The 16,990-nt window shown below is 64.6% G+C and carries 16 protein-coding genes and 2 pseudogenes; 12 read left to right on the top strand and 6 right to left on the bottom strand.

Annotated features, from left to right (window positions below):
• The first annotated feature begins 38 nt into the window (after positions 1 to 38).
• Genes NX05_RS07205 through NX05_RS07190 form a run of 4 tightly spaced genes read left to right on the top strand, consistent with a single transcriptional unit; the run spans position 39 to position 4,934 of the window.
• On the top strand, positions 39 to 257 hold the full coding sequence (locus NX05_RS07205; protein ID WP_017114550.1) for a DUF1656 domain-containing protein: 219 nt from the start codon (positions 39 to 41) through the stop codon (positions 255 to 257).
• Positions 254 to 1,177, top strand: a complete 924-nt coding sequence (locus tag NX05_RS07200) for an efflux RND transporter periplasmic adaptor subunit (RefSeq protein ID WP_039432049.1) — start codon at positions 254 to 256, stop codon at positions 1,175 to 1,177. Before NX05_RS07205 ends, NX05_RS07200 begins: the two co-directional genes overlap by 4 nt.
• Positions 1,174 to 2,622: an efflux transporter outer membrane subunit gene (locus NX05_RS07195; protein ID WP_039432051.1), complete on the top strand. Its 1,449-nt coding sequence runs from the start codon at positions 1,174 to 1,176 to the stop codon at positions 2,620 to 2,622. The genes NX05_RS07200 and NX05_RS07195 overlap by 4 nt, the downstream gene beginning before the upstream one ends.
• Positions 2,619 to 4,934: an FUSC family protein gene (locus NX05_RS07190; RefSeq protein ID WP_039432052.1), complete on the top strand. Its 2,316-nt coding sequence runs from the start codon at positions 2,619 to 2,621 to the stop codon at positions 4,932 to 4,934. Before NX05_RS07195 ends, NX05_RS07190 begins: the two co-directional genes overlap by 4 nt.
• Before the next feature lie 104 nt (positions 4,935 to 5,038).
• On the opposite strand, the gene NX05_RS07185 is transcribed toward NX05_RS07190, so the two are convergent.
• Positions 5,039 to 6,400, bottom strand: a complete 1,362-nt coding sequence (locus NX05_RS07185) for an MFS transporter (protein WP_010364289.1) — start codon at positions 6,398 to 6,400, stop codon at positions 5,039 to 5,041.
• A gap of 113 nt (positions 6,401 to 6,513) precedes the next feature.
• Positions 6,514 to 7,062, bottom strand: coding sequence for a YdeI/OmpD-associated family protein (locus tag NX05_RS07180; RefSeq protein WP_039432054.1), 549 nt, complete (start codon positions 7,060 to 7,062; stop codon positions 6,514 to 6,516).
• Between the two features lie 127 nt (positions 7,063 to 7,189).
• Here NX05_RS07180 and NX05_RS07175 point away from each other — a divergent pair, with 127 nt between their 5' ends.
• Complete coding sequence (locus tag NX05_RS07175) at positions 7,190 to 8,455, top strand: phospholipase D-like domain-containing protein (protein ID WP_039432056.1); 1,266 nt, start codon at positions 7,190 to 7,192, stop codon at positions 8,453 to 8,455.
• Positions 8,456 to 8,470: 15 nt separating this feature from the next.
• Here NX05_RS07175 and NX05_RS07170 read toward each other — a convergent pair whose 3' ends face one another.
• A complete protein-coding gene (locus tag NX05_RS07170; protein WP_039432094.1) occupies positions 8,471 to 8,977 on the bottom strand; it encodes a CcdC protein domain-containing protein in 507 nt (168 codons plus the stop codon).
• A 274-nt stretch (positions 8,978 to 9,251) separates the two neighbouring features.
• On the opposite strand from NX05_RS07170, the gene NX05_RS07165 reads away from it, so the two are divergent.
• The 3 genes and pseudogenes from NX05_RS07165 to NX05_RS07155 form a co-directional block, all read left to right on the top strand.
• Positions 9,252 to 9,458 carry a hypothetical protein gene (locus NX05_RS07165; RefSeq protein ID WP_010364297.1) on the top strand — a complete coding sequence of 69 codons (207 nt, stop codon included), beginning with the start codon at positions 9,252 to 9,254 and terminating at the stop codon, positions 9,456 to 9,458.
• The gene (locus NX05_RS07160; protein WP_039432058.1) at positions 9,445 to 10,557 is read left to right on the top strand and encodes a type II toxin-antitoxin system RelE/ParE family toxin; all 1,113 of its coding nucleotides are present in this window, start codon (positions 9,445 to 9,447) and stop codon (positions 10,555 to 10,557) included. The genes NX05_RS07165 and NX05_RS07160 overlap by 14 nt, the downstream gene beginning before the upstream one ends.
• 47 nt (positions 10,558 to 10,604) lie before the next feature.
• Positions 10,605 to 10,871: pseudogene (locus tag NX05_RS07155) on the top strand (enterochelin esterase); the annotation flags it as partial.
• A gap of 112 nt (positions 10,872 to 10,983) precedes the next feature.
• On the opposite strand, the gene NX05_RS07150 reads toward NX05_RS07155, so the two are convergent.
• Positions 10,984 to 11,382 (bottom strand): DUF2384 domain-containing protein, encoded by a 399-nt coding sequence (locus tag NX05_RS07150; RefSeq protein WP_039432096.1) that lies wholly within the window; start codon positions 11,380 to 11,382, stop codon positions 10,984 to 10,986.
• 321 nt (positions 11,383 to 11,703) lie between these two features.
• Between NX05_RS07150 and NX05_RS07145 the strand changes: the two are divergent.
• Positions 11,704 to 12,136 (top strand): annotated as a pseudogene (locus NX05_RS07145) (hypothetical protein).
• 22 nt (positions 12,137 to 12,158) lie between these two features.
• Here the strand turns inward: NX05_RS07145 and NX05_RS07140 are convergent.
• Complete coding sequence (locus NX05_RS07140; RefSeq protein ID WP_039432061.1) at positions 12,159 to 12,482, bottom strand: hypothetical protein; 324 nt, start codon at positions 12,480 to 12,482, stop codon at positions 12,159 to 12,161.
• A gap of 111 nt (positions 12,483 to 12,593) precedes the next feature.
• On the opposite strand from NX05_RS07140, the gene NX05_RS07135 reads away from it, so the two are divergent.
• Complete coding sequence (locus tag NX05_RS07135) at positions 12,594 to 12,839, top strand: helix-turn-helix domain-containing protein (protein ID WP_010364309.1); 246 nt, start codon at positions 12,594 to 12,596, stop codon at positions 12,837 to 12,839.
• Between the two features lie 30 nt (positions 12,840 to 12,869).
• Here NX05_RS07135 and NX05_RS07130 read toward each other — a convergent pair whose 3' ends face one another.
• Complete coding sequence (locus NX05_RS07130) at positions 12,870 to 13,760, bottom strand: pseudouridine synthase (RefSeq protein ID WP_039432063.1); 891 nt, start codon at positions 13,758 to 13,760, stop codon at positions 12,870 to 12,872.
• Between the two features lie 359 nt (positions 13,761 to 14,119).
• Here NX05_RS07130 and NX05_RS07125 point away from each other — a divergent pair, with 359 nt between their 5' ends.
• Both NX05_RS07125 and NX05_RS07120 read left to right on the top strand, forming a co-directional pair.
• Entirely contained in the window at positions 14,120 to 15,670 is a 1,551-nt protein-coding gene (locus tag NX05_RS07125) for a choice-of-anchor Q domain-containing protein (RefSeq protein ID WP_172645722.1), read from the top strand.
• Positions 15,671 to 16,140: 470 nt separating this feature from the next.
• Positions 16,141 to 16,977, top strand: coding sequence for a restriction endonuclease (locus tag NX05_RS07120; RefSeq protein ID WP_039432067.1), 837 nt, complete (start codon positions 16,141 to 16,143; stop codon positions 16,975 to 16,977).
• Positions 16,978 to 16,990 lie beyond the last annotated feature (13 nt).

Raw genomic sequence — 16,990 nt, 5'->3', positions numbered from 1 at the left:
GGCGCGCTGCGCCGGGCGTTGCTGTTTCTTTCCCCAGGATGTGCCCGATGTACGGCGAATTCAGTCTCTACGGTGTGTTCGTGCCCACCTTGCTGGCGTTGATGACGCTGGCCTACCTGCTCAACAGCACGGTTGCCGCGCTGCTGACCCGCGCCGGTGCGTATCGCTACATCTGGCACCCGGCGCTGTTCAACCTTGCGCTGTACATCGCGCTGCTGGGCGGCCTTTTTTTCCTTACCCGTTGGATGCAATCGTGAAAAAGCTGATCAAGACCGCGGGGCCGGCACTGCTGACCCTGGCAATGGTGGTGGTGGCCGCGTTGGTGTTGCAGCACCTGTGGCGCTATTACATGCAGGCGCCGTGGACGCGCGATGCGCACGTGGGCGCCGATCTGGTGCAGGTGGCGCCGGATGTCTCCGGGTTGGTGGAGTCGGTGGCGGTGGCAGACAACCAGCCGGTCACGCGCGGGCAGTTGCTGTTCGTGGTGGACCGCGCGCGCTACGCGATTGCCCTGGAACAGGCGCGCGCCGCATTGGCCGAGCGCCAGGCCACGTTGACCCAGTTGCGCCGCGAGATTGCGCGCGATCGCAGCCTGCAGGATCTGGTCGCCGCCGAAGATGCCGAAGTGCGCCGCTCCAATGTGCAAAAGGCGCAGGCGGCGGTGGCCACCGCGCAATCGGCGGTAGACCTGGCCCAGCTCAACCTGGACCGCACTCAAGTGCGCAGCCCAGCCGATGGTCATGTCAGCGACCGCACCGTGCGCGTGGGCGATTACGTCACTGCCGGGCGCCCGGTGGTGGCGGTGTTGGACACCGGTTCGTTCCGTGTCGACGGCTATTTCGAAGAAACCCGCCTGCAGGGCGTGCACCCCGGCCAGCGCGTGGACGTGCAGCTGATGGGCGAGCCGGTCACGCTGCACGGACATGTGCAGAGCATCGCCGCAGGTATCGAAGACCGCTACCGCAGCGGCAGCGCTGGCGCATTGCCCAATGTCACCCCGGCGTTCGATTGGGTGCGGCTGGCGCAGCGCATCCCGGTGCGCATCGCACTGGATCAGGTGCCGGCGCATGTGCACTTGATCGCCGGGCGCACCGCCACGGTGAGCATCCTGCCCGACACGGCCAACGCAACCCCGGCCGCCGCGCCTGCCCGTGCGCAGGCCAAGGCGGCACCATGAACCGCACTGTGTTTCGTCCGCTGGGATTGGCCGCACTGCTGACCACGCTAAGTGCCTGCAGCACGGTCGGCCCCAACTACGCCGTGCCGGCGGAGTCGGCCTACCAGCGGCCGGCCGCTAATGCTGCGTTCCTTGATACCGGCAACGACCAGGTACAACCCGGCGCGGCGCTGCCGGCGCGCTGGTGGGCGCTGTATCAGGATCCGATGCTGGATGGCCTGATCGAGCAAGCACTGCGCGACAACGTTGAGCTCAAGGTCGCTGGCGCCAACCTGCGCCGCGCCGCTGCGGTCTACGAGCAGGCCATGGATGCCGGCGGCTTCGATTACGAGGTGGAGGCCGGCGTCAGCCGCGCACAGGTCTCGGCCGAAGCGTTTTTGCAGGAAGAAAAGCTGCCGGTGTTCAACCTGGCCGATGGCAGGTTCGGTGTGTCGTATCAGTTCGATCTATTCGGCAAGCTGCAACGCGGCGCCGAGGCCGCGCATGCCGATACCCAGGTGGCGCAGGCGGCGATCGATCTGGCGCGCGTCAGCGTGGCCGCGCAGGTGGCCGGCAGTTATGTGGAAATTTGCAACGCCAACCATGAGCTGCAGGTGGCCGAGCATTCGCTGCAATTGCAGCAGCACAGCCGCGAGATCATCCAACGCCTGATCGCTGCCGGCCGCGGCACGCCGCCCGATCTGGCGCGCGCCACCGCGCAGGTGGCGATGCTGGAAGCGTCGCTGCCGCCGTTGCGCGCGCGCCGCCAGGCCGCCGGTTACCAATTGGCCGCGCTGCTGGGCAAGACGCCCGGCGAGGTACCGACCGGTGTGGACAGCTGCGCGCACGCGCCTGCAGTGCAGCAACCGATTCCCATCGGCGATGGCCGCGCGCTGTTGGCGCGCCGCCCGGATGTGCGCCAGGCCGAGCGCCGGCTCGCAGCCGCCACTGCGCGCATCGGCGTGGCCACGGCCGAGTTGTATCCGGACATCCGCCTGGGTGGTTCGATCGGCGCCACCGGCCTGCTGGCGGACTTCGGCGAGCCGGCCACGCATGCGTGGTCGTTCGGCCCGCTGATCTCCTGGACGCTGCCCTCCAGCGGTGCGCATGCACGCGTGCGCGCTACCGAAGCTGGCGCCGATGCTGCGCTGGCGCAATTCGACAATACCGTGCTGCAGGCCCTGCGCGAAGTGCAGACCACGCTGTCGCGCTATGCGCAGGACATGGACCGCCTGCATCTGCTGGAACAGGCGCAGCAGCAGGCCGAGTTGGCGTCATCGCAAAACCGGCGCTTGTATCAAGGTGGGCGCACGCCGTACCTGTCCAGCCTGGATGCCGAGCGCACCCTGGCCACCGCCGACATGACGCTGGCCAACGCACAGGCGCAGGTGTCGCAGGATCAGATCCAGCTATTTCTGGCGCTGGGCGGCGGCTGGGAAGGCACGGCTGCCACGGCTGCGCGATGAGCACGTTACTGCGCGATCGCCAGGCCTGGCTGTTTTCAGTCAAGACCTTCGCCGCCTCGATCGCGGCGTTGTATGTCGCGCTGGCGGGCAATCTGTCGCGGCCGTACTGGGCGATGGCCACGGTCTACATCGTGTCGCAACCGCTGCTCGGCCCCACCCGCGCCAAGGGCGTGTACCGCGTGCTCGGCACCTTGATGGCCGGCGTGGCGACCTTGGTGATGCTGCCGAATCTGGTGGAAACGCCCTTGCTGCTGAGCGCGGCGATGGCGTTGTGGCTTTCGGTATGCCTGTTCCTGGCCTTGCTCAATCGCGGCCCGCGTGGCTATGCGTTTCTGCTGGCTGGCTACACCACCGCCTTCATCGGCTTTCCGGCGGTGAACACACCCGAAGGCATCTTCGATACGGTGGTGGCACGTAGCGAAGAGATCATCCTGGGCACGGTGATGGCAGTGCTGTTTGCGTCGCTGTTGTTTCCGGCTTCAGTCAAGCCGATGCTCACCGCGCGGATCGGCAACTGGATGCAGGACGCCGCGCAGTGGTGCCGCCAGGTGCTGCAGCGCGGCCCATCGCAGGCGCCACGCAATCGGCTGGCGGCCGATCTGGTGCAGTTCGAAGCCTTGATCGCCTTCGTGCGCCACGATGACCCACGCCACGCCGGCGCCGCTCCCACGCTGGAGCAATTACGCGCGCGCATGCTGATGCTGCTGCCAGTGCTGTCGTCGATTGCCGACCGCCTGGATGCCTTGCAGCGCGATGGTGCGGCGCATGCGTCGGCGCTTGCGGCCTTGCTGGAGGATGTTGCTGCGTGGGTGGACCAGGAAGACGACGCCAGTGATGCTAATGCTGATGCCAAGGCTGATGCAGTGCGTGCCCGCATCGACGGCTTGCGCCCGGTGGTGGACCAGGCGATTGATCATCTGCTGCTGAATAGTCTGCTGCTGCGCCTGCAAGAGCTGCTTGACCTGTGGCAAGACTGCCGCGCGCTGCAACAGGCGCTGGTGCAGGGCACCGCCCCGGTTGCGCTGCGTGCAATGCCGTCTACGACAGGTGCGGCATCCATGCAGACCGAGAATACATCGGACAATGCAACTCCGCGTTCTGCAATCGCTGTGTCGCTGCTGCAGCGCCTGGGTTGGTGGCGCGGCAAAGCTGCGCCTGCACGCTCGCCTGTGCAGTTGGACGCAACGCAGCACGATGTTGAGCTGCCTTCTTCAACGTCCGACGCGTCGCCGCAGCAATCGCGTTGGCCCTCGCCACAGGTGTCTGATGTATCTGCACCTGCACGCACACTGCGCCACATTGATTTCGGCATGGCCGCGTTTTCCGCACTGAGCGCCGGTTTCGCGCTGATGGCGTATTGCGTGTTGTGGATCGGCATCGGTTGGGAGGGCGGTGGCAACGGCGCGATGATGGCCGCAGTCACTGCTGCTTTTTTCGCCGCGCAGGACGACCCCGCGCCCAGCATGCTGTCGTTCCTGATCTGGGCAGTGGTGGCCAGCGTCGTCGCCGGCATCTATCTGTTCGGCATCTTCCCGGCCATCCACGATTTCCCGATGCTGGTGTTGGTGCTGGCGGCGGGGTTCCTGCCATTGGGCGCGCTGCTGCATCGGCCCAAGAGCATGCTGATCGCACTGCCGCTGGTGGTGAACCTCACTGCGCTGCTGAGCCTGCAGAACACCTATAGCGCCAACCTGCAGAGCTTCGTCAATGCCGCGATAGCGATGGTGCTGGGGATTGGGTTTACAGTGGTGTTGACGCGTCTGTTCCGCTCGGTGGGTGCCGAATGGAGCGCACGCCGCCTGGTGCGACAGGGCTGGCGCACGCTGGCAGATGCCGCCGATGGACACGGCGCGCAGGATCGCCAGCAATTTGCCGCACGCATGCTGGATCTGCTCGGCTTGCTTGCACCACGGCTGGCGTTGACACCGGAAGGCAGCGACCTGGCGTCGGTAGATATGCTCAACGAAGTCCGCGTGGGCTTGAACATTCTGCAGCTACGCAGCGCGCGGCACGGTTTGCCTTTGTCGAGCCGCGATGCGGTAGACGCGATTCTGCGCGAGGTGGCTGCGCACTACCGGCAGCAGGTTGCGCAGAAGCGGCCATTGCCTGGGCCGGATGCGCTACGTGATCGACTGGATGCGTCACTGACGCGTGTGGGTAACGTGCCGGCGGGCGCGCATCGTGATGAGGCGTTGTTGGGTTTGATTGGGCTGCGTTACAGCGTGTTTGCGCAAAAGGCGCCGTATCCCCATGGGAACGCCGATACACGGCCGCCGTTAGCCCCTCTCCCCTCGGGAGAGGGGTTGGGGTGAGGGTATGGGGCGAGGCCACTACACGACTCAACTACACGAGGCTTCGCGCATACCCTCATCCGACCCTACGGGGCACCTTCTCCCGATGGGAGAAGGGCAAAAGTTCACCGCTTGCGCTGATGCATCGCCGCTTCATCGTCCAGCCAATTGCTGCCCTTGTTGGTCAGGAAGAACATGTAGACCACCAACGACACTGCAATCACCGCAGTTGCATAGATCACGAACTCGGTCACGTGGCCGGTCTTCAACGAGGCCTGATACAGCAACGGCGCGGTTCCGCCAAATGCCGAATTGGCCAACGCATAGCCAAGACCAACGCCCAGCGCGCGCACATGGATGGGGAACAATTCCGCCTTCACCACCGCATTGATCGAGGTGTAGCCGGTCAGGATCACAAAGCCCACGGTGAGGATCGCGAATGCGGTCAGCCAATCGGTCTGCTTGGGCAGTTCCATCACCAGGAACCAGGTGTAGAGCACGCCGCCGATGCCGAAGAACACCAGCAAGGTCTTGCGCCCCACGATGTCGGACAACCATCCACCGATGGGCTGCATCAACATCAGCACGGTCAGCGCCACCAGATTGATGATGGTGCCGGCCATCACGTCGCCACCGGCGAACGCGGTCTGGATCATCTTCGGCCCGGTCACCGAATAGGTGTAGAACGCAATCGTGCCGCCGGCGGTAATCAGGAAGCACAGCAGCAACGGGCGCCACTGATTGACGAACAATTCGCGCATCGAGCCGGACGCCTTGGCCTTGCCGGTACGCGAATCAGCGATGGATTCGGAGCTCAGCGACTCGTCCATCGTGCGGCGCAACCAGAACACCACCAACGCGCCAATGCCGCCCAGACCGAACGCCACGCGCCAGCCCCATTCGGAGACCTGCGGCGCATCGAAGAAATGCAACATGATCAGCAAGGTGGTCTGCGCCAGCACATGGCCGCCTACCAGCGTTACGTAATGGAACGACGACAGGAAGCCGCGCCGGCCGGGAATCGCCGCTTCAGACATGTACGTGGCGCTGGTGCCGTATTCGCCACCGGTGGCAAAGCCCTGCAGCAGGCGCGCCATCAACAAAATGATCGGCGCAGCGATGCCGATCGTCGCCACGGTCGGCGTGATGGCAATGACGAACGAGCACAGCGCCATCATCGACACCGAAATGGTCAACGCCAGGCGGCGGCCGTAACGGTCGGCGAAGCGGCCGAAATACCACGCACCGATCGGCCGCATCAAGAACGTCATCGCAAAGATCGCCCACACGAACATGGTGGCGTTCTTGTCTTCCTTGGAAAAGAACTGCGACTCGAAGTAGGTGGCGAACACCGAATAGACGTAAACGTCGTACCACTCGACCAGGTTACCGGCCGAGCCCTTGAGCGTGTTGGACACCGAGCGGCGAAGGCTACCGGAAGCTGTGCCAGAACCGGCGGCGATCGGAGACGATGGGGGTGCGCTCATGCGGTCAGAACCTCTGCGGTGGGACAGCCCCGGAGTATAGGTGCGCGCTTGTGTGACGCATGTAAGCATTTCGGCGCATATACAGCCGCAAATCAAGCACCACGCCGGTCGCTTCAGCCCGCTTTCGGCGTGGGTGCCGCAAGCGATTTACGGTACATCCCGGAACGATCGAAGCAGCACGCACGGCGTTTGCCGGACGCCAGCATGTCGCACGCAGTGGCGATGCGTTGGCCACGCGTCTGTGCTTTTTTGCCAGACACAACCCAGAAGATCCAGTCGCGCCGCGCCACGGCAGTGATGTCGTCCCAGCTCGCACGCGCGGCCGGATGCGCTGCCAGCGCCGCATGCAGATCGTCCGGCACCAGCGGCTCGGGCTCTTCGGCAACTGGCTCAATCTCCAGCGCCACCGTCTGGCCGGCGGACACGCCGGCAGCCTGCCGCAGCGCTTTGTCGACCTTGAGCCAATGCCCACCCTGCCCGTCTGGCTGCAAGGTTGTCTGCAGCCGATGCCCGGCAAACATGCCGGTGACGCTCACCATGCTGCGGCTCGGCAACTTAGCGCTCGCGGCTGCAGGCAATGACAGCAACAGCCAATCCGCACCGGCAGGCGCTGCCGGCTCCAGCAACGTGGCCTTGCAGCGAATCGCGGCGGGCTTGCTCATGCCGTGAACAATAGCAGCGCACTGCAGCGCGCCCCGCCGTTCGACCTTTCACAACCCCCATGCCGTCACCCTTGCCAGAATGCCGGCCGCTTGAGGCCGCGGTGGCACGGGAACGGGAGTTGGATGCATGACATGGATCATCGTGGCCACGGTCATCAGCACGTTGGTGGTGGGTCTGCTGGCGCTCAACTTCGCCACGCCCGAGAAGAAGTTGCAGCACATTCCGAGTCACTGCTACGACGTCGCCGACCCGCAGTTCAAACGCGAGATGTCGGTGTTGCTGGGCCCGACCATTCTGCCCGGCAACAAGATCGAGGTGCTGCATAACGGGCGCGAGATCTTTCCGGCGATGCTGGCGGCCATCCGCGGCGCGCAGCGCACCATTACGTTCGAAACCTATATTTATTGGTCCGGCGAGATCGGCCGCGAGGTCAGTGAGGCGCTGTCCGAGCGTGCGCGTGCCGGGGTCAAGGTGCGCGTTACCATCGATTGGGGCGGCAGCCTGAAGATGGACCCGGCGCTGGTCGAGGCCATGACCGAGGCTGGCGTGGAAGTGCATCGCTACCGTCCGCTGACCTGGTACAACCTGCACCGCGTCAACAACCGCACCCACCGCAAGCTGCTGGTGATCGATGGCCGCGTTGGCTTCACCGGCGGTGTGGGTGTGGCCGACCAATGGATGGGCAATGCGCAGGACCCGGAGCACTGGCGCGATTCGCATTACCGCATCGAAGGCCCGGTGGTGGCGCAGGTGCAAACCGCCTTCAACGACAACTGGATCAAGACCACCGGCCGCGTGCTCAATGGCACCGACTACTACCCCGAACTGGCACCGGCAGGCGACAGCGACGCGCAGCTGTTTGTGGCCTCGCCCTCGGGCGGCAGCGAAAGCATGCATTTGATGTATTTGATCGCCATTGCCGCCGCGCGTACCTCGATCGACCTGGCAGCGGCGTATTTCGTTCCCGATGCGTTGATCACCCGCTCGCTGCTGGAAGCCCGCAGCCGCGGCGTCAACATTCGCGTGCTGCTACCGGGCAAGCATATCGATGCGATTTCGGTGCGGCTGGCGTCCAAAGCCAGTTGGGAGCCGCTGCTGCAGGCCGGCATCGACATCCACGAATACCTGCCCACCATGCTGCACACCAAGTTGCTGGTCATCGATGGCTTGCTGGTGTCGGTGGGCTCCACCAACTTCGACATCCGCTCGTTCCGGCTCAACGACGAAGCCAGTTTGAATGTTTACGACCGCGCGCTGGCCGCACAGATGACCGCTGCCTTCGAGCACGATCTGCAGCAGGCCGAGCGTTACACGCTGGAGCGTTGGCGCGCACGGCCGCTGCGGCAGAAGCTGGGCGAGATGCTGGTGCGCCCGTTTCGCTCGCAGGTCTAAAGCGCCCGGTATGGGTTAGGCCTGCAGGCGCAACTGGCGCAGGCGCCACCACAGCCCACCCACGTGCACCAACGAATACAGCACCAGTGCCGCAGCAATTCCCAGGGTCAATGGGCTGGCCTGCGAACCGGCCCCCGCTGCGCCCGCATTGAACGCGCCGTCGGCCCAGCGCCAGGCCAGACGCCCCAGCAACACCAGCATCAGGCCGCCGCCGATCCACGGATTGGGTGTGTACCAGCCCTGGCCATCCACCCGTTCGGCATGCGTATAGCGCAGCGACAGCGCGCCCAGCCCGATGCCGACCAGCGTGCCGGCGGCAATGCCCACCCGCACCTGTGGCAACCCGTAGACCGCGAACGCCAGCGCTGCCACCGCGATCAGCAGCACCACGCTGCGCACCGCCGTAGCCACCGGCTTCCACTGCTGCCGGCCGAAGCTGCGCCGGATGCGCCGGTAGTAGAAGTAGCCGATGGCAGCCATTGAGAGATACGGCGTTAGTGGTGCGAGGGCAGCAGCTAGCATGGCGAGTCCTTTGCGGGTGAGGTGAAGCGACAGAGGCAGAATGAAACCAGCCAAGGACGCGAACAAGGTGCCAAGTGTCACTTTCTGCAGGCGGCAGCGTTGCAGGCGGTCGCATGGCACCGACCCTGCGAAATCGCGATGCGCCACCGAGACCGCGGCAGCGGATGCGCTCGCCGCCCGCCCGGTGAACGCCGCGAGCGCACGCCGGCGGTTGCCACACGCGAACAGCAGCTGCGCGGGTAGACTTGCGCGCAGTGCTCCCCACCGCAGTGCCATGTCCGCCATCAAGCAATACGCCCATACGCTGATCGACACGCTGCCCGAGACGGCCGGATGGGGCGACGTGGTTCGCGTGGTGGCCGATGCCAGCTTCCAGGCCGCGGTGCAGGACGGCATTGCCGCGGCAGATCAGGGCGCGTTGACGGCGCCGGCACAGGTGAGCGCACTGTTCGCCAGATGGGGCGTTGATGTTACGGCGTGACTGGACCGTCCCGGCCGCCACGCAGCTTGCACACGCCCAGGATCACTACCACGCGCTCAACCCAACCGCTGCCGCCGCGATGGCGCGGCAGGTGCTGGACGCCACCCGCACCTTGGCCGAACAACCCGGCCGCGGCCGCGATGGACGCGTAGCCGGTACCCGCGAGTGGGTGGTCAAGCAAACTCCGTACGTGCTGGTCTACCGCGTGCGCGACGACGCCCTGCAGGTGCTGCACGTCCATCTGGATGCCAGCGACTGGCTGCCACGCACCGAACCGCTGATCGAACGCATCGAACCGTGGATTGCCGCGCTGACCAGCGCGCTGCTGCACGTGCTGATGGCGCTGATTTTGCTGTCGGCCTCCACTCCCACCATGACTCCGCCGCAAGGCTCGGCCAGCGGTGGACGCATCAAGGTGGATTTCGTCGGCGACACCTCGCAGCCCGATCAGCCGGTGCCCTCGCCCACCCCTGTGCCACCGACGCCGACACCCACGCCGGTGCAGCCGCCACCGGCTGCCTCGCCGGTGCAGTCTACGTTGGTGCAGCAAGCCAAGAACCCGGTGCCGCCGCAAGGCAGCACTGCGCCCGGCAGCCTGGCCGAGCGCCGCCAGCCCCGTCGCCAGCAACGGCCCACCCCGCCGCAACCGCCGGCCCCGCCTGCGGCATCTACCCAGAGCCGCCCGGAAACCTGGACCGGTCGCCCACCGGGCATGCTCGAAGAACCTGCCGACGGCGCCGAAGACGGCATGGCCAACACCCCCACCATCAGCCAGGGCCGCCGCAACGACCGCAATAACGCCCAGCCCAGCATGGATATCGGCGGCTTCCAGGTCTATTACGAGGTGCGCAGCGAAACCCAGCTGCGCGCCTGGAAAGAACAGGGCATGCAGGAAATCGCCATCATCCTGCCCGGCACCCAGCAACGCATGATCTGCCCGCTGGATGTTGCCCTCAAACGCGGCTCCAGCAAATGCCGCCTGCTGCCGCCGGATTCGCCGGAGTTGAAGTCCATCGGCGATGCCCGCGAGGTCATCAACATGATGGAGGTCTACCGCCAGGGCGAACCGGTCTGGCGCGGGCCGGGGCCGTATCGGTGAGTGGTGGGGCCAGGTCGGGCCCGGGTTCCACTTAACCTGCTCCGGGCGTGGCCGCACAGTGGCCCACACTCAAGCCGGATCTGGACGGCAAGATCCATGTGATCCATGTGATCGTCGGCACCGCCGACACGTTCTACCTGGATGGTGCGGCGCATGAATTACAGGCGGTGCTGGATGGCCTGGGCGCCAAGAGCGACTTCCGCTACCTGGAAGGCCGCAGCCACTTCGATCTCTACGTCGAGGGCGATGACAACGACGCGCTGATGAAAAAGATCGCCGCAGACATGTACGCAGTGGCGCGACCGAAACGGTAGGCGCCTGGAATCATCGCGTTGCACGTAGCACTAAGCACGTGCAACGCATCTCGAGATTTACGCACTTCACTGAACACGCCACATGGCCAAGGTTGGCGTTCTCGGTCGGTCATCAGACAGAGCGCGGCAGTTCCCATTCCAGTTGTTGCCGCAACACCAACAGCAACACCTGGAGACTGCCGCTGCGCACCATCGCGGAAGGGGTCTGGCCATCGAGGGCATTCATGGGTTTGCGGAACCAGCCGATCAGCGCCTCGTTGTTGCCGCCGTTCAAGGCCCACGCGTGGCAGACGATTTCGCCCAGCTTTTCGATACCTGCAGTGCCCAGCAATTTGAGGTGCTCGGGAGTGAACGCAAATAGCGACAGCAACAGCTCGGCATCGGCGGCCTTGCCGTGGTCGACCTCCATCTGCTGGCTGTGCGCGGTGCTGTAGATCAAGGCCTGCGCGCGGAAATCTTCGGCGCGCCGCATGCCGGTAAGCACTGCTGCGATGAGGTCGGCGCGTTCCATGGAGTATTCCAGCTGAGTACGTGCGCGCACGCTAACCGGGGCACTGCTGGCGCTCAATCGGGAGACTCCTGACAGCCGCTGAAGGCGTTAGCGGCCATTGTGTTACGCGCCACGGCACAGCACGCCCGGCAGCGGGATGTATGCGGCGGGCCAGAGCGTGACTTGCATGCTTTCGCGCCGCCCGCACGCCTTCGCAGCGTTAACGCAACGGTAGCCAGAATCCGGGCGCGTCACTGGCAGCAGTTGGGGTACCAATGGGCTGCAGCGTTGGAGTCTCACCTCATGAGGAGTTGTCAGATGCCCCGGGAATCCGCTCTCGCCGTGTTTGCCCTGTCCGCCGCGGCGCTGCCGGCGCTGGCGCAGTCCGACCCCCAAGTGGTCGAAGACATGCTCACTCGCTCGGCCACCGTCTGCCCCCGGCCATAGCACCGAACGCACCGCACCCACCGTCAGGGCCGTACCGGTTGGCGCGCTGCGCGTGATGCTGGAACGCGGCCTGGTGATGTGCCCCGACCGCCGCCTGGATGCCGCAGCGCCGGCCGTGTTCTACGGCCGCCTGTGCGTGCTCGCCTGGAACCCGGAAGTGAAAGCCGGATCCACCGTCATCGCCAAACAGATCGACACGATGAGCCGCAAGGACGACCGCCCCACCGAAACCCTGGTGTCGGACGCCAAGGGCACCGCGGCCACGCAGCAGACCGTGCCGATGTTCGAACTACGGCCGCGTGCGTCGGTGTTGTACAAGGTGCGCTGACGCTGTTGCACGCGGCGCCCAGTCAGGCGATGCGGCCGCGCTGCACGCACGCTTCGGCCGCATCGGCCGGACCGTCGCCGCCGAGCCGCTGTTCGTAAATCTCATCGACCACACCGCGCACCGCGCGGGCGGCATTGAAGATGCTCTCGCCCAGGACTGACAGACTGTTGGCGTCCAGCGGCTTGCCGCTGCACACCGCCACCATGTCGCTCTGCGCGGTGATCGTGCGCAACAGCGTGTGGAACTGGTCGATCTGCTCGACGGTGACCCCAAAGGTGAAGTGTTCTCCCTGCGTTTGCAGCGTGGCCTCTGGCGTAGGCGTCTTGCGTGTTTTCGAAGTCGTCATGCCCCCCATCCTCGACGTAAACGGACGGGATATCCGCACCCCAAATTTATCCCTTTTTCAGATATTTGAAAAGGGGATATAGCTTCAGTGCGGCCTATCACCGTCGCCGCCATGCCAATCAAGTCGATCCACAAAGACCATTACGACGTCCTGCTGCAGCAACTGCGCGAACTTCGCCTCTCCGCCGGGCTAACGCAAGTGGCACTGAGCACTGCGCTAGAGCGCCCGCAGTCGTATGTCAGTGATGTTGAGCGCGGCAGTCGCCGGATGGATCTTCTCCAGTTGCGGGACTTCTGCAATGCCTGCGGAACTTCACTGACAAAGTTCGTTACCGAGTTCGAGAAGGAACTGAAGTGATCCACAGGGAGAGTGCGTGTTGCTTTGTCCCTAAATATTCGGCCGGACCGTCGCTGTAAAACTCCGCGGCTCGTCGGTGATCGGGTCATCAAATGCCAGCGTGTGCGCAAACAGCTGCAACGGCCTTTCGGGATCATCCGGCCGCTGGGCTTCGAGGTCGGGATAGAAACGGTCGTGCAGGATCGGTGCGCCTAGCGCGGCCATGTGCACACGCAACTGATGCTTGCGGCCGGTGATCGGCTCCAGCAGATACGTCCAGGTGTCTGCTGCGCGCGCGACTACATCGATTACCGTCTCGCTATTCGGTTCGCCCTCGCCCTCGCGCATGCGGAAGAACGGCTCGCCCGGCTCCAACCGGCTGCGGTGCACATACGGAAACGTCAGTTTTGGGAGGGGCGGTGCCACCGCGAGGTATTGCTTGCGGATGCGCCGCTCGCGGAACAAGGCTTGATAGATTCCGCGCGTGGCCGGGTTCGCCGAGAACAGCACCAGCCCGGCGGTCTCGCGATCGATGCGGTGCAATGGCACCAGCGCCGGATTGTCCAGCCGCCGCACCAGGCGCGTCAGTAGCGTCTCGCGCACATACGCACCGGCTGGTGCCACCGGCAAGAAGTGCGGTTTGCAGGCCACCACCAGATCCGCATCGGCGTGCACCACTGTTTCGACATACGGAATCACCGGCTCGTCGGCAACTTCGCGGAAATAGCGGATTTCCGCACCCACGCGATAGAGCGCGGAAAGCGCCAAGGCATGGTCATTGGCATCGCGCACCAGGCCGCGTGCGAAGCGCTCGCGCCAACGCTCGGCCGCAATCGTCGGGAAGCACGCGCACAGCGCATCGAAGACCGAGACCCACGGGCCAGCAGGCAGCTGGAAGCGGCTGGCCGGCGTGCCGGCGTGCGTGCGGGGTGCAACGGGCATCGCCGAGATCGCAAAAGATCGAGAGTGCCGCATGGTAACGCGCGCTGCCGCGCCACATTGCATGCAGCATCGCGATGGCTTGCAGCACTGCAGCATCGTTTGCTCGCTGCAGGCGCTGGCATCCGCGAAGCGATGTGCGCTCGCGCGATGCGGCCACATCGACGCATGGTGTTCTGGAACTTACGTTCGAACACCGACGCGTGCGATCGCGCAGCATGCCACGCCCTGATCACCAGCCCCGCAGCCTGCAACACACGTGTCATCGCGACCGTTGATGTTGCGTGCTGGCAGCAGGCATTCCCCCACTCCCTTTTTCAAGCAGGAACATCACCATGCGTTCAACACTTCACGCAACCGTCGTGACGGCCGGACTTTGTGTCCTCGTCGCCACCAGCGCGGCCATCGCTGCCGTGCCATCGGTGGCGCAATGCGTCACGCCTCAGCCCTGGGCGCATTCCAACGCCGGCGTGGTAGTCGGCAACGGCACGGCCGCCAGTTGTACCGCCAGCGCGCTCGCCACTGCGGTGGCGCAAGGTGGCTATGTCACCTTCAACTGCGGCACACGTGCGGCCAGCATCGCCGTCAACCAGACCATCAACATCAGTGCCAGCACGCCCACGGTGATCGATGGCCAGGGCAAGATCACCCTGGATGGCCGTCAGGCCGCGCGCATCTTTCAGGTGCAGAACGGCAATGCGCTGTCGGTGCGCAATCTCAAACTGCAGAACGGCAGCTCCGTGCAGCCAGCATCCAACACCCAATACGCACCCAGTACCTGGGGAGGTGGTGCGATCAAGGTCAGCTATCGCGGCAAGCTGGAAGTGATCAACAGCCAGTTCCTGAGCAACCGCAGCAGCATCGGCGGCGGCGCCATCTTCGCCGGCAGCGATACCGACGTGACCATCGTCAAGAGCTCTTTCTCGAAGAACACCTCGTGGCTGGGCGGCGCGCTCTACACGCAGCTCAGTCGTCTGACCATCGTCAATTCCGAATTTGTCGGCAACCAGGCCATCAATGCGCCGGCCGGCTTCCCGGGTGCCGACCAGTTCGGCAACAGCGGCGCAATCGACACCGACGGCGCCTCTCTCGCCGGTTACCTCAACGCTGCCGCCGGTGGGGCCACGCTCTCGATGTGCGGCACGGTGGTGCGCAACAACACCGCGGCCAACAGCGGCGGTGGCGCCACGCTGTGGGCGTATGCGCCCGACACCATCGACGTGCGCTACTCCACCTTCGCCAACAACATCGCTTACGGCGGCCCGGCCGGTGGTGCGCGCATCAGCCTCGGCTTCGGCGATACCACGCACTCCGGCACCACCATCACCACGCCGGGCATCATCAACGTCGAAGAAACCAGCTTCCTTTCCAACCGCGCCGAGAAGAGCAATGCCGGTGCCTTGTACATGGACTGCTACGGCCCATCCTGCAACGTCAGCAACAGCACCTTCTCTGGCAACTACGCAAAGGGTGTGGGCGCGGCGATCCAGCACGTCGGCTGGTCGCCGTCCAATGGCGACCAAGGCAAGACCACGGTGCGCTTCAACAACGTGACCTTCGCCGAGAACACTCCCGGGTCGACGTTGTTCGGTAGCGGCTTCGACATCCGCAACAGCATCTTCTACTCCAAGACCGAGCGCACCTTCTGCAGCGACCAGAGCAACACCGGTAATAACCTGATCGAGTACTCCGCTGCAGGCGGCCTGTTCCATAGCTGCCTCACCACCGGCCTGGTACGCGCCACCGATCCGTTGCTGGGCGCACCGGCCGCCAACGGTGGGCCCACGCTCACCCAATTGCCCGCGGCCAACAGCCCGGTACGCAATCTCGGCAACAACTGCCGCAGCATCGACCAACGTGGTGTTGCACGCGACACCGCTGTGTGCGACGCAGGCGCGGTAGAAATCAAGTAAGCCGAACTGCGCGTCCTCGTCTCATGGCGAGGACGCGTTGTGTGACCGGGCGGGCCAAGTCCGCTTGGTCACGCAATCAAGCGGTAGTCGCGTCGCGGTGCAATGCCGCGTCGACACAGATCGGCCTTGGCTAAAAGGACTCGCGCACAGCGTGGGCTGCTGCCGCCTACGAACACTACATGTGCACTTTATTGGCAAAGATAGCTACGGAGCGTGGGAACCACCGAGTGGTTTCCAGAATGTCTGCGAGGCTTGCGACTTCACTCATCCGTTAGCGCTTACCGCCCGCGGATAAGTGCACAAACTGCACTGACCGATGCAAGCAACCTCAAGCATTGGCATTTGGGTAAGCCATTTGCACGGAAGCACGCCGTCCCAACATTTCGTGGGCCAGACCGCAATAGCATCGTTCGCTTGCTGACAATGCGCGACTCAGCGGTTATGTTCGAACCTGGAACGGGGGTTCTTGCATGGGACGCAGAAAGAAGCGGAGCGGGTTTGAAGCATTGGCCGCATTACCGTGGCCGCTCGGCCTTGTCGCGGGAATCGTTGGGTATCTCGGGGTGCGCTATGGCATCGGCTGGTGGTTCTCCCACCAGGGCGGGATGCTGTCGCAAGGGTTTGCCCAGCAATCGCATGGCATCTTCGCGCCATTGGCGTGGATGCTGCTCGGCGTCTGCTGGCTCGCTGCGCTGTGCTCCTATCTTGGCGCACGCAGCCGGCGACGCTTTCTGGAGACACGCACCACCCTGGAGAGCCTGGCCGCCGGCGGCTGGCGCCAGTTCGAACAGTTGGTGGGCGAGGCCTTTCGCCGAGAAGGCTATAGCGTTGAAGAAACTGGCCTGGGCGGCGCCGACGGCGGCATCGACCTGATCCTGCGCAAGGACGGCCGCCGCACGCTGGTGCAATGCAAGCAGTGGAAGCGCCAGCAGGTTGGCGTCAGCGTTGTGCGCGAGATGTACGGCCTGCTGGCCCATCACCAGGCCCACGCGGTCAAGATCGCCTGCATCGGCACTTACACGAAAGACGCCGAGCGCTTTGCCGAAGGCAAGCCAATCGAATTGATCGGCGGCGAACAGTTGTTGAACATGATCCAAGTAGTACAGCAGCAAGCCACAGCGCAGCCGATGGCGATATCCGCGCGCATTGAGCCCGTCTTTGCTTCACCTGATTCTTCTACTTCTGCAAATCTCGTCAATCCAGGCTGCCCACGCTGCGGCAGCGCGCTTGTGCAGAGGACAAACCGGCGCACCGGCCAGAACTTCCTAGGTTGCAGCCAGTTCCCTGGGTGCAGAGGAACTTCGTAAGTGAATCTGACCT

Source organism: Xanthomonas vasicola, from assembly GCF_000772705.2.
GTDB classification, from domain to species: Bacteria; Pseudomonadota; Gammaproteobacteria; order Xanthomonadales; family Xanthomonadaceae; genus Xanthomonas; species Xanthomonas vasicola.
The sequence above is the reverse complement of the archived record's forward strand: the minus strand, read 5'-3'. Positions and strand labels throughout refer to the sequence as shown.